Raw genomic sequence first — 12011 nt, 5'->3', positions numbered from 1 at the left:
TCGACCCCGACGGAGACCCCGATCGGCGCGGCGTAGCGCTCGATGTCGGCCCGGCCGCGCGACGCGAGGTCACCAAGGCGGTCCAGGGAGCCCACGCTGGGCACGATGCCGAAGTAGGCCTCGCTGTGGCCGTAGCGGACGAGGAGGAAGAGCAGGAGCGCGACCAGTCCGCCCAGGGGGACGGCGGTGCGCGACAGGGACAGCCGTCGGGCGCCCTCGCAGCCCGCGGTCACGACGACGATCGCGGCCAGCGTCGGCCAGAACCAGACGCCCTTGAGGAAGAGGCTGCCCAGCGCGATGGACGACGTCGCGGTGGCGAGCGCGGCGAAGACCGGCAGCCGCAGGGAGCCGGCCCTCACGAGCCCACCCCCGCGACCCGCGCGTCGGGGGACTCGGCCACCTTGCCCGCCGTGTTGGCCGGGTCGAGCGGGTCGGGCACGCGGTGCCGCGACGCGTCACGCCACAGCTCGGGCAGGCTGTCGCCGGCCCGGGCCGGCAGCACCCGCCAGCCCGCCGCCCGCAACAGGGTCGCCGACCCGCCGGCGGCGCCGGTTGCCGGGCCGCCGCGACGGCTGGGCGACCCCCACGACTGCGCGTCCAGCAGCACCGCCACCGCCGAGGTGCTGCCGTGGCGCAGTCGGGACAGCAGGCGCGCCTCCTCGGGCGCCAGGGAGCCGAGCACGGCCACCAGCAGGCCGTCGCCACCGCCGCGGCGCAGGCTGGCACCGGCGTCGCGCAGGGACGCGTTGGACGAGGTGTCGATCACCGCGAGCGAGTCGAGGATCGCGCCCTCGACATCGGCGCCGCGGCCGTCGATGGCGAGCTCTCCGCCGCCGACCTGGGCGCCGGTGTCGGTGACCAGCCGCACGAAGTAGCCGTGCTGCACCAGGTGGATCGCGACCGACGCCGCCGCGGAGACCGCCCACTCGAAGGACGAGCCGGGGCCTTCGCCGCCGTGTGCCGTGCCGCGGGTGTCGAGCAGCACCGTGCAGCGGGCCTGCCACGGCTGCTCCTCGCGGCGGACCATCAGCTGGCCGAGCCGCGCGGTGGAGCGCCAGTGCACCCGGCGCAGGTCGTCGCCCTGGCGGTACTCACGGGTGCCGGCGTCGTCCTCGCCGGCGCTGGCCAGCGACCGGGACCGGCTCTCGCCGCTGCCGGTCCACTCGCCGGTGAGCGGCACCAGGGGCAGCTCCTGCACCGGCGGCGTGACCACGAGGGTGTCGCGGCTGGAGAAGGAGCGGGTCAGCTCGCACATGCCGAACGGGTCGGTGAGCCGGATCGACAGCGGGCCGAGCTGGTAGCGGCCCCGGACGTCGCTGCGCACGGTGTAGGTCACCTCGCGGCGACCCCGGGGTTCCACCCGGTCGAGCACGAAGCGCGGGCGGGACCCGAGGACGTACGGCACCCGGTCCTCGACCAGCAGCAGGCCGGTCGGCAGCCGGGAGATGTTGTCCAGCCGCAGGGTGACCGCGCTCTCCTGGCCGGCCGCGGTGCGCGGCGACCACAGCCGCCGCCCCGAGGACAGCCGGTAGCGCGTGCGCGACACGACGAGTGCGCTCACCACCGGCAGCGCCAGCAGCAGCACCGCGATCCGCAGCAGGTCGTCGGCGGCCGATGCCGCGGCGGCGACCAGGACGGCGATCCCCGCGGCGACGAAGGAGCGGCCGCGGGTGGTGAGGCCTTGGAAGGCGTCCCGCACCGGGTCCTCCTCCTACTCGCTGTCCCGTCGGCGCGAGTCGTCGGGCACGGGCACCTGGCCGACGAGGTCGCTGACGATGTCCTCGGTGGTGCGCCGGCCGATCTGCGCCTCGGCGGTCGGCAGCAGCCGGTGCGCCAGCACCGCCACCGCCAGGCCCTGCACGTCGTCGGGCAGCACGTAGTCGCGGTCGTCGAGGGCGGCGACGGCGCGGGCCGCCCGCACCAGGTGCAGCGTGGCGCGCGGCGAGGCGCCGAGCCGCAGCTCGCTGGAGCGCCGGGTGGCGAGCACGAGGTCCACGGCGTAGCGCCGGACCTGGTCGGAGACGTGGATGCCGCGGACGATCTCGATCAGCCGGGCGATCTCGGTGGCGTCGGCGACCGGCGTGAGGTCGTCGAGCGGCGAGGTCTTGCCGTGCGTCTCGAGCATCCGCAGCTCGGCCTGCTCGTTGGGGTAGCCCATCGAGATCCGTGCCATGAAGCGGTCGCGCTGCGCCTCAGGCAGGGGATAGGTGCCCTCCATCTCGATCGGGTTCTGGGTCGCGAGGACCATGAACGGCACGGCGAGCTCGTAGGTGATGCCGTCGACGGTGACCTGCCGCTCCTCCATGCACTCCAGCAGCGCGGACTGGGTCTTGGGCGAGGCGCGGTTGATCTCGTCGCCGACCACGATGTTGGCGAAGATCGCGCCCGGCTTGAACTCGAACTCGCGCTGCTCCTGGTTGTAGATCGAGACGCCGGTGATGTCGCTCGGCAGCAGGTCGGGGGTGAACTGGACGCGGCGCACCGACGAGTCGACCGAGCGCGCGAGCGCCTTGGCCAGCATGGTCTTGCCGACGCCCGGGACGTCCTCGATCAGGAGGTGGCCCTCGGCCAGCATCACGGTGATCGCGAGGCGCACCGTGTCGCGCTTGCCCTCGATGACGCCCTCGATGGCGCGCCGCATCTGGGTCGTGGTGTCGGATAGCGAGGCGAGCTGCGACCTGTCGGCTCTCGCGGGCGCTGCGGTTCCCCCCGAGCGCTCGGTGGTCTCACCTAAGGTCAACGGTCCTCCTCGTGCCGGTGCGCCGGAGCGCGAGTCTGTCATCGCTGCCCGTCTCCCGGGACTCGACCGGATAACGATTCGTGCACGTCAGGCCCGTCGATCGCCGGCTCGTCGCGGTGCGCCCTGGTGGTGAGCACCAGTGCCGCCACCGCGGCGGCCAGGCCCCCCAGGACCAGTCCCACCGAGGGTACGACCGTTTGCGCCGCCGTGGCGGCGACCAGCGCAGATGCCCCCACGGCGGCTGCTGCCACGCCGAGCCGCGAGGCCGCCGGCCCCCGCAGGACGACCAGCGGGGTGGTCGCCCCCAGGCGCCGGCCGAGGGGGGTCTCGGTGCGCTCGAGGGCCGCCAGCGTCGCGAGCAGCAGCACGCCCGCGGCGACGACCTGCACCGGCCGCAGGTCCGACGCGTCGAGGGCCGCCGCCAGCAGGACGGACGAGGTGGTCAGGGCCACCGCCAGGGTGCCCAGCGCGCGCAGCCGGGTCACCGCGGCCCCGACCGCCAGCGCGACCGCGGCACCGCCCGCCGTGAGCACCGGCCGGCGCAGGTCCGGCACGGCGGCCACCGCGACCCCGGCCGAGACCGTCGCGACGACGGTCAGCCGGTCGATGACGTCGCGGACCACGGCCCGTGAGGGCAGCGGGCTCATGTCCGCACCCGCGGCTCGCCGGCCCGCATGGCGTGCTTCAGGGCGCCGGTCAGGTCGCCCTCGCCGTCCCACTCGAGCACCGGCACACCGAGCCCGGCCAGCTCGCCGACCAGGGCCTCGCGGTGCATCCGCCAGGTGCGCAGCGCGAGCTCGTCGCGGGCGCGCTCGCGGCGCCGCCGGCGCACGGTCGGCTCGTTGGTCAGCACGTCGACGACCAGCGGCGCGAAGCCACGGTCCAGCAGCAGCCGTACGGCGGCGAGCGGCCGGTCGTCGAGCAGCGGCGTGACCACGCAGACGAAGGCCCGGCCCGGCAGCATGCTGCGCGGCAGGTCGGCCAGGCCGAAGCCGACGTCGCCCGCGTCGCGCTCGGTGGCGTCCGGCCGCATCGACATCAGCGCGTCGCTGACCCGGTAGAGCTGGCGCGGGCCGGTCGCCGGGGTGAGCCACCTCAGTGGGCCGCCGAAGGTCACCAGCCCGACCCGGTCGTGCGCGCGCAGGTAGCTCTGGGCCAGCCCGGTGGCCGCCCGCACCGTGAGGTCGAGGGTGGACGACCCGGGAGGCCCGGCGTCGGTCGAGGTGTCCAGCACGAGCACCAGGTCGAAGGCGCGCTCGGCGGCGTACTGCCGGACGAAGAGGTCGCCGTGCCGGGCCGAGGTTCGCCAGTCGACGTCGCGTCGGCGGTCACCCGGCTGGTAGGGCCGCACACCGGCGAACTCCACCCCGGAGCCCACTGCCCGGCTGGCGTGCTCGCCCAGCGGCGCCGCCAGCTCGCGCGGCGCGACCGCCCGGGCGAGGGCGGCCGCGGCCGGGAACACCACGACGTCGCCGACCTCGAGGACCAGCGGAGCGACGTACAGCCCGCCGCCGGCGACCACCCGCACCCGCAGGGGGCCGACCCGGTGCCGGCCCCACCGGGTGGGCACCACGGTCCACCCCGAGGCCCGCCCGCCGTCGGGCTCGAGCGGGACCGCCGTGGTGCGGCCGGGCAGGTCGACCTCTGCCTCGACCCGGTCGACGGCGCGGTCGGGCAGCTCGACGTGCACGGTCAGCCGCAGCTGGTCGCCCTCGACGCAGCGCACCGGGTCGAGGGCGACGCTGACGGTGAGCGCGGTCGGGAGGGCCCGCCGTGGCCGCGCCGCGAGCAGCACCAGCGGCACCGCGGCCAGGGCCAGCAGCTCGCCGTGTGCCGTGACGACCGCACCGAGGACGGTCAGCGCCGCGACGAGGGCGAGCCGGCGCAGCCTTGCCGTCGCGGTGAACCGCAGGGCGAGCGTCGTGCTGGTCACCGGGGAGCCGGCACCGACGCGAGGACCTCGGTGACGACGTCGGCTCCGGTCACCCGGCGCACCCACAGCTCGGGCCGCAGGCTCAGCCGGTGGGAGAGCGCGCCGACGGCGACCGCCTTGACGTCCTCGGGCGTCACGAAGTCGCGGCCGTCGAGCACCGCCTGCCCGCGGGCCAGGGCGACCAGCGCGAGCCCGCCGCGCGGGCTGGCCCCGACGGTCACCTGGGGGTGCGCCCGGGTGGCGTCGACCAGCGCGACGACGTAGGCCAGGATCGGCGTCTCCACCGTCACCAGATCCAGGCTCGCCCGCATCGCCAGGACCGTCCGGTCGTCGACCACCGGCCGCAGGGTCGGCGGGGTCCAGGCCTCCTCGACCCTTCGGCGCAGCAGCTCCTGCTCGTCCGCGACGTCGAGATAGCCCAGCGACACCCGCAGCAGGAAGCGGTCGAGCTGAGCCTCCGGAAGGGCGTACGTCCCCTCGTACTCGATCGGGTTGTCCGTCGCGAGCACCACGAAGGGCCGGGGCAGCGGCCGGGTCTCGCCGTCGCTGGACACCTGCTCCTCGGCCATCGCCTCGAGCAGCGCCGCCTGGGTCTTGGGTGGCGTCCGGTTGATCTCGTCGGCCAGCAGCAGCTGGGTGAACACCGGACCGGGCCGGAACTCGAAGCCGCGCGTCGACGGGTCGTAGACCGAGAGCCCGGTCAGGTCGGCCGGCAGCAGGTCCGGGGTGAACTGCACCCGGGAGAAGGTCAGGCCGAGCGCCTCCGAGAAGGCCCGCGCCATCATCGTCTTGCCGAGCCCGGGCACGTCCTCCAGCAGCACGTGGCCGCGGCCGAGGATGCCGAGCAGGACCAGCTCGAGCGCCCGGCGGCGGCCGACGACGACGCGCTCCAGCTCGTCGAGGACCCGGCCGGCCAGCTCGGCGGTGCGGACCGTGCTCAGCGGCTCGACCTGCCCCGTGGTGGGGTCCGTCTGCTGGCCGGTCGGCTGAGAGGTCACAGGTGCTCCAGGCGGTCGACGATGCGCGTCAGGGTCTCGGGTCCGATGCCGGGCGGCTGGCTGTCGCGGGACGCCTCGCGGGCCGGGTCGACCCAGGTCCAGACGTCCTCGCCGAGCACCGCCCGGGCCCCGGCCGGGTCGGACCAGAGGTCCACCCGGTGCCGGTCGGCCAGCCGGGCGGCCGCCAGCCGGGTCAGCAGCGGGCGGGTCACAACGTCGTAGTGCCGCGGCGACACATCGGCCCACGACAGCTGCTCGGCGACCTGGCGGTAGGCCCGGTAGGGCTCGTTGTCCACCGCCGGGCCGGGCCGCGGCCGGTGCCGCGAGGGTGCGGCACCGGGCAGCCGCAGGGCGAGCACGAGGACGGCGACGCCGGCCAGGACCGAGACCGTCACCAGCAGACCGGCCGCGCCGGCCGCCGCGGTGCCGGCGACGACGACCAGGGCGCCGAGGGTGACCAGCAGCCGGGCCCGGGTGCCCAGCCCCTCGTCCTCGCTCTCGTCGTCCTCGTCGAGGTCGCGGACCCCCCACGGGTCGTGCCACGGCTCGGCGCGGTCGGCGCGGTCGGCGCGGTCGGCGCGGTCGGCGCGGTGGGCGTGGTCGGCGCGGTCGAGGTCGTCCCCGTCGGGCGCCTCCGGGTGTCCGGTGTCAGGCACGCCGCACCCCGGCCAGCTCGGCGCGCACGGCGTGCAGGGCGTCCTCGGCAGCCCGGCGGTGCCCCTCGCCCATCTGGTGCCGGCTGAACCGGGCCTCCCGGAACAGCTCGGTCAGCGACGTGGCCGGCCCCTCGGACACCAGCCCGGAGCCGACCGCCCGGGTGAGCAGCTCGGTGGGGGTGTCGGAGGCCCGGGCGGAGCTGCCCCGCCGGGCCAGGCCGGCCGACAGCGTCGCTGCCATCGCGGCGTAGGCGGCGACGATCGCCGCCCGCGGGTCGGTGTGGCCGCCGAGCTGCTCCTGCGCCGCGACGACCGCCGTCTCGAGGCGGGCCGCCTCGCCGTCGGTGTCGTCCGGACCGGCCGCGAGGGCTGCCCGGTCCCGTCGTGCCGAGGTCCACCGGTTGGCCGCCAGGACTGCGAGCAGGACTCCGGCCGCCAGGACGAGCGAGGTCCAGGACGGGCCGAGCCCGGTGCCGCCGTCGTCCCCGCCGCCGGCGCCGGGCCGGTCCGCCGCCACCTCCGGCTGGCGCACGGTGGGGACGATCGCCGAGAGCAGCAGCCAGGCGACCAGCAGCGACCCGAGCACGAGGGCCAGCGCGGCCAGCCGGAGCCAGAACGGGATGCTCTCGCCGTCAGGCCCGTCGTCGTCCTCGCCGGGGCGGGTATGCCGCTTGGGCCGGCGCAGCCGGCGCACCAGCGGCCGGGCCAGCTGCCACAGCACGACGAGCAGCAGCACCGAGACCGCCGCGCGCAGCCAGGACACCTCGACCGGGTCGTCCAGCTCGGACCAGTCCAGCCCGCGCCGGGCCTGCAGGGCGAGCGCGGCGACCGCGAGCAGCGCCACGACGGCCACCGTCCGGGTGGTGGCGCTGCCCCGCGCGCCCGACGGGGCACGGCGGTCCGGCGCGCCCGACGGGTGGTCGGGGCGCTGGGGACCTCCCCGTCGCGCCACGGGCCACATCCAACAACGGCCGCCCGCGGGGTGGCACCGCCCGGCGGTCACGGTTCGGCACCGATCCGCCGGCCCTCCGGGCCTCCGTGGTCCTGGAGCAGTGGTGGCCGCCTGGTGCTCAAGTCCGGGGCGGACACGGCCGAGAACTGGTTGACGGTGGAGGTAAGTGGAGTACAGTGGCGTGCAGTGGGGGAGCACGACGCTCGATGCGGTGGGGAGGTAGGTCGATGTGGAGTACGACGGTGGACAGCCGGCCGCGCCGGCCGCGCCGGCCGCCCCAGGCGCGGCAGCTGACCCAGCGTTCGTCCCGGCATTCCTTGGCACCCACCAGCCACGGATGGACGACAAGGGACGGCTCTTCCTGCCGGCCAAGTTCCGCCAGCCCCTCGCGGGCGGCCTGGTGATCACCCGCGGCCAGGAGCGCTGCCTCTACGTCTTCCCGCAGGCCGAGTTCGCCCGGCTCTACACCCTCATGCGCCAGGCGCCGGTCACCAGCAAGGCGGCTCGGGACTACCAGCGGCTCTTTCTCTCCGGCGCCTCCGACGAGACCCCGGACAAGCAGGGCCGGGTGACCGTCCCGCCGCCGCTGCGCGAGTACGCCGGGCTGCACAAGCAGTGCGTCGTCATCGGCGCCGGCGCCCGGGTCGAGGTCTGGGACGCGCAGGCCTGGGAGGCCTACCTGGCCGACCAGGAGGGTGCGTTCGCCGAGCTGTCCGAGGAGGTGCTGCCCGGGCTGATCTGACCACCCCTCGACCGGTCCCACTCCTTCCAGCCGGCACCCCGCCGTACGGCGAGGTCTCCACCCGCTCCCGCTCCTGCCCCGCGGCCCTGACGCCCCTTCCCCGGCGCCAGGCCCGCGTCTCCCCCGGGCGAGCAGGACGGTTGGAGACCTGGCCGCATGGCAACCGTGAGCCCGCACCAGCAGACGTTCCATGAAGGGTCGAGATGGACCGAGCACTGCCCGGCGACGACGGGTTCGCCGTCGGGTCGGCGGCACCGGCTGCCGACCCGCTCGCCGACGAGATGCGGCACTCCGCGCTGCTGCTCGGCTGGGCTCTCGGGTCGATGGGCATGCTCGCGGTGACCTTGCTGCTGCTGACCGCACGGTTCGGCGGCTGACCGTGACCTCCGACCACGCCGGCGCCCGACACGTGCCGGTGCTGCTGGCGCGCACCCTCGAGCTGCTCGCGCCGGCCGTCGGCGAACCCGGTGCCGTCGTCGTCGACGCCACCCTCGGCATGGGCGGGCACAGCGAGGCCCTGCTGCAGCAGTTCGCCGGGCTGCGCCTGGTCGGCCTGGACCGTGACCCGCAGGCGCTCGAGCTCGCTGGTGAGCGCCTCGCGCCGTACGCCGACCGGACCACCCTCGTGCACGCCGTCTACGACGAGCTCGCCGACGTGCTGGGGCGGGTCGGCGCCAAGCGGGTGCAGGGCGTCCTCTTCGACCTCGGGGTGTCCTCGCTGCAGCTGGACGAGCCGGGCCGCGGATTCGCCTACGCGCAGGACGCGCCGCTGGACATGCGGATGGACCAGAGCCGCGGCATCACCGCCGCCGAGGTCGTCAACACGTACCCACCGGCACAGCTGGCGCGCGTGCTGCGCGACTACGGGGAGGAGCGCTTCGCCCGCCGGGTCGCGGACGCGATCGTCCGGGAGCGCGACCGCGAGCCGTTCAGCGGTACGGCGCGGCTGGCCGAGCTGGTCCGCAGCTCGATCCCGGCCGCGACCCGGCGCACCGGCGGGCACCCGGCGAAGCGCACCTTCCAGGCCCTGCGGATCGAGGTGAACGGCGAGCTGCACGCCCTGGAGCGGGCACTGCCGGCGGCAGTCGACGCGCTGGCCGTGGGCGGGCGCATCGTCGTCCTCTCGTACCACTCGCTCGAGGACCGGCTGGTCAAGCGGACCCTCGTCGCCGGTGCCACGAGCACCGCACCGCCCGGACTGCCGGTCGTGCTGCCCGAGCACGAGCCGGTGCTGCGGCTGCTGACCCGGGGCTCCGAGGACCCCACCGAGGACGAGGTCGCGGTCAACCCGCGCGCGGCCTCCGCCCGCCTGCGCGCCGCCGAGCGGCTGCGGGACGCGGCATGAGGTCCGCCGCCCCCACCGCCGCCGAGGCGCGACCCGACTCACGGCTGGCTGGGGCACGGACCCCCACCGAGGTCCGGCCGCGCGGCCTGCGGCTGGTGCAGCCGGTCCGCCGCCCGGCCCCCAAGGCTCCCTTCGTCGTGCTGCTCGGCGCGCTGCTCACGACCGGCCTTGCCGGCCTGCTCTACCTGCACACCGCCCTCGCGGAGGACTCCTTCGGCCTGCACGACCTGGCCACCCGCTCCGCGGTGCTGGCCGGCCAGGAGCAGGCGCTCGAGCAGGAGGTCGCCGAGGCGGCCAGCCCGTCCGACCTGGCCGAGCGCGCCGAAGCCCTGGGCATGGTCCGCAGCGAGAACCCGGCGTTCATCCGGCTCTCCGACGGCGCCGTCCTCGGCAAGCCCAAGCCGGGAGTCGCGCCGCCGCCGCCTCCGGCGCCGACCCCGAGCGCCTCGCCCTCGACGTCGGCCTCCACCGGCAGCGGTGCCGCCGAGCAGGGCGACGGGTCCGGTGAACCCGAGGCGGCCGGCGACTCCGAGGCGGCCGGCGACTCCGAGGCCGCCGGTGACGAGGTCTCGCCGGCAGCGGAGGACGGCCGGTGACCGCCGGCACCCGGACCCGACCGCCGCACCCGGCCCGGCCGCGCACCCCGCACGGCAGCCAGCCGCGGCCGCGCCCGGTCCGGCCGGCACCGGGCGCGCGCACCGGTGGCCGCCCGGCCGGCCGGCGTCCCGCCGGCCACCGTCCGCCGCCGAGGCAGCCGCGCGTCCTGCGGCTCGGTGACGGCCAACGGCGGCTGCGGGCCGCCGTCGTGCTGCTTCTGTTCGTCCTGTCGCTCTTCGCCGCGCGGCTCGTCCAGCTGCAGGGGCTGGACGCCACGACCTACGCCGCCGAGGCCGAGCAGGGCCGGCTGCGCACCGTGTCGCTGCCCGCGGTCCGCGGCACCATCACCGACCGCAACGGCGTGGCGCTCGCGACGACGGTCGACGCGGTCAACATCACCGCCGACCAGGACATCATCGCCAGGTACTCCGACCCGGCCGCCACGGCGCGGGTGCTCGCGCCGGTGCTCGACATGGACGCGTCCGTGCTGCAGGAGCGGCTGACCGGTGAGGCGAAGTTCGTCTACGTCGCCAAGAAGGTCGCGCCGAAGACCTGGCGCGAGGTCCGCGAGCTCGACCACCCCGACGAGAAGATCGAGGGGCTGCCGGGCATCTTCGGCGAGAAGACCAGCCGTCGGGTCTACCCGGCCGGCAAGGTCGCAGCCAACGTCGTCGGATACGTCGGGGCGGACAACAAGGGCCTCGGCGGGCTGGAGTACGCGATGGACGACGTGCTCGCCGGCCGTGACGGCACCGCGACGTACGAGCTGAGCGCCGGCGGCCGACGCATCCCCAGCGGTGTCGACACCGAGCGCGACGCGGTGCCCGGCCGCGACGTACGGCTGACGATCGACCGCGACATCCAGTTCGTCGCGCAGAAGGCGATCGCCAAGGCGGTGGCCGACACCAGGTCCGAGAGCGGCACGGTGATCGTGCTCGACCCGCGCAACGGCGACCTGCTGGCGATGGCCACCGCGCCGACCTTCGACGCCAACCACCCCGGTGAGGCGCCGGCCGCCGACCGCGGCAACCGGCCCCTGACCGAGCCCTACGAGCCGGGCAGCACCGGCAAGGTGCTCACCGCGTCGGCCCTCCTCGAGGAGGGCGTCATCACGCCGAAGACGCCCATCGTGGTGCCCAACCGGCTGACCCGCGCGGACAAGACGTTCAAGGACTTCGAGGACCACCCGGTCCAGCACCTGACCTATGCCGGCACCATCGCCAAGTCCAGCAACATCGGCACCATCCGCTCGGCCGAGCGGCTGGGCAACCTCAAGCGGATGTACCCCTACCTGAAGAAGTTCGGCATCGGCCAGCCCACCGGCCTCGGCCTGCCGGGCGAGGCGTCGGGCTACATGCTCAAGCCCCGCGACTGGTCGGCGACCACCGGCTACACGACGACGTTCGGCCAGGGCTACTCCGTCAACACGGTGCAGATGGCGTCGGCGATCGGCACCGTCGCCAACGAGGGCGTGCGGGTGTCGCCGCGACTCGTCGCCTCGACCACCGACCCGACCGGGCAGGTGCACCGGACGGCTGAAGGCACCAGGACCCGGGTGGTCAGCGCCAAGACCGCGGAGACCGTGCGGCTGATGATGGAGACGGTCACCAACGACGGCGGCACCGCGCCGCTCGCCCACATCCCGGGCTACCGGGTCGGCGGCAAGACCGGCACCGCGCAGCGCTTCAACACAGCCTGCGGCTGCTACAGCGGCTACACGATGTCCTTCATCGGGCTGGCCCCGGTCGACGACCCGCAGCTCGTCGTCGCGGTCACCCTGCAGGCTCCCCGGTCGGCGCTCGGCGGCGGTGTCAACGCCGGCCCGGTGTTCAAGCAGGTCGCGTCGTTCGCGCTGGAGACGCTGCGCATCCCGCCGACCGGTACGAAGCGCCCGCACATCAAGCTGACCACCAACGGCTCGGACTGACCCGCCCCGCGTGATCGTTTGCGACCTCCGTGGCGCGACACACCGAGCACACCGGCGTGTCGACCGCCGCGACGCCGCAAACGATCTCCAGCCGCTGGCCACCTGCGCAGGGCCAGGACGG

The 12011-nt window shown here is 75.5% G+C and carries 12 protein-coding genes and 1 pseudogene; 5 read left to right on the top strand and 8 right to left on the bottom strand.

Going from position 1 to position 12011, the window contains the following annotated elements; genetic code table 11:
• The 8 genes from VK640_08395 to VK640_08360 form a co-directional block, all read right to left on the bottom strand.
• On the bottom strand, nt 1-359 hold a 359-nt coding region (locus tag VK640_08395), incomplete at its 3' end, for a transglutaminase domain-containing protein (GenBank protein ID HTE73203.1).
• Nucleotides 356-1699, bottom strand: a complete 1344-nt coding sequence (locus VK640_08390) for a DUF58 domain-containing protein (protein HTE73202.1) — start codon at nt 1697-1699, stop codon at nt 356-358. The genes VK640_08395 and VK640_08390, both read right to left, overlap by 4 nt.
• Before the next feature lie 12 nt (nt 1700-1711).
• Nucleotides 1712-2641 (bottom strand): AAA family ATPase, encoded by a 930-nt coding sequence (locus tag VK640_08385; GenBank protein ID HTE73201.1) that lies wholly within the window; start codon nt 2639-2641, stop codon nt 1712-1714.
• A gap of 137 nt (nt 2642-2778) precedes the next feature.
• Complete coding sequence (locus tag VK640_08380; GenBank protein HTE73200.1) at nt 2779-3387, bottom strand: hypothetical protein; 609 nt, start codon at nt 3385-3387, stop codon at nt 2779-2781.
• Nucleotides 3384-4673 (bottom strand): DUF58 domain-containing protein, encoded by a 1290-nt coding sequence (locus VK640_08375; GenBank protein HTE73199.1) that lies wholly within the window; start codon nt 4671-4673, stop codon nt 3384-3386. Before VK640_08375 ends, VK640_08380 begins: the two co-directional genes overlap by 4 nt.
• On the bottom strand, nt 4670-5614 hold the full coding sequence (locus VK640_08370) for a MoxR family ATPase (protein ID HTE73198.1): 945 nt from the start codon (nt 5612-5614) through the stop codon (nt 4670-4672). The genes VK640_08375 and VK640_08370 overlap by 4 nt, the downstream gene beginning before the upstream one ends.
• A 53-nt stretch (nt 5615-5667) precedes the next feature.
• Complete coding sequence (locus tag VK640_08365; GenBank protein ID HTE73197.1) at nt 5668-6327, bottom strand: hypothetical protein; 660 nt, start codon at nt 6325-6327, stop codon at nt 5668-5670.
• Nucleotides 6320-7279, bottom strand: a complete 960-nt coding sequence (locus VK640_08360; protein HTE73196.1) for a DUF4129 domain-containing protein — start codon at nt 7277-7279, stop codon at nt 6320-6322. Before VK640_08360 ends, VK640_08365 begins: the two co-directional genes overlap by 8 nt.
• 313 nt (nt 7280-7592) lie before the next feature.
• Here VK640_08360 and mraZ point away from each other — a divergent pair.
• The 5 genes and pseudogenes from mraZ (at nt 7593) to VK640_08335 (ending at nt 11890) form a co-directional block, all read left to right on the top strand.
• A pseudogene (gene mraZ / locus VK640_08355) lies at nt 7593-8021 on the top strand (division/cell wall cluster transcriptional repressor MraZ).
• A gap of 203 nt (nt 8022-8224) precedes the next feature.
• Nucleotides 8225-8398 carry a hypothetical protein gene (locus VK640_08350; protein ID HTE73195.1) on the top strand — a complete coding sequence of 58 codons (174 nt, stop codon included), beginning with the start codon at nt 8225-8227 and terminating at the stop codon, nt 8396-8398.
• A 2-nt stretch (nt 8399-8400) separates the two neighbouring features.
• Nucleotides 8401-9366 (top strand): 16S rRNA (cytosine(1402)-N(4))-methyltransferase RsmH, encoded by a 966-nt coding sequence (gene rsmH, locus VK640_08345; GenBank protein ID HTE73194.1) that lies wholly within the window; start codon nt 8401-8403, stop codon nt 9364-9366.
• Nucleotides 9363-9962, top strand: a complete 600-nt coding sequence (locus tag VK640_08340) for a cell division protein FtsL (protein HTE73193.1) — start codon at nt 9363-9365, stop codon at nt 9960-9962. Before rsmH ends, VK640_08340 begins: the two co-directional genes overlap by 4 nt.
• Complete coding sequence (locus VK640_08335; GenBank protein HTE73192.1) at nt 9959-11890, top strand: penicillin-binding protein 2; 1932 nt, start codon at nt 9959-9961, stop codon at nt 11888-11890. Before VK640_08340 ends, VK640_08335 begins: the two co-directional genes overlap by 4 nt.
• Nucleotides 11891-12011 lie beyond the last annotated feature (121 nt).

This window comes from Actinomycetes bacterium (genome assembly GCA_035489715.1).
In the GTDB taxonomy this organism is placed as follows: domain Bacteria; phylum Actinomycetota; class Actinomycetes; order JACCUZ01; family JACCUZ01; genus DATHAP01.
Note: the sequence above shows the minus strand (reverse complement) of the source record. Positions and strands in the feature narration are given on the sequence as shown.

Bases quoted from the DNA above. Each gene is read 5' to 3' on its own strand.
- VK640_08350 (HTE73195.1), top strand. From the start codon at position 8,225: ATGGACCGAGCACTGCCCGGCGACGACGGGTTCGCCGTCGGGTCGGCG.
- VK640_08380 (HTE73200.1), bottom strand. From the start codon at position 3,387: ATGAGCCCGCTGCCCTCACGGGCCGTGGTCCGCGACGTCATCGACCGG.
- VK640_08340 (HTE73193.1), top strand. From the start codon at position 9,363: ATGAGGTCCGCCGCCCCCACCGCCGCCGAGGCGCGACCCGACTCACGG.
- VK640_08385 (HTE73201.1), bottom strand. From the start codon at position 2,641: ATGCGGCGCGCCATCGAGGGCGTCATCGAGGGCAAGCGCGACACGGTG.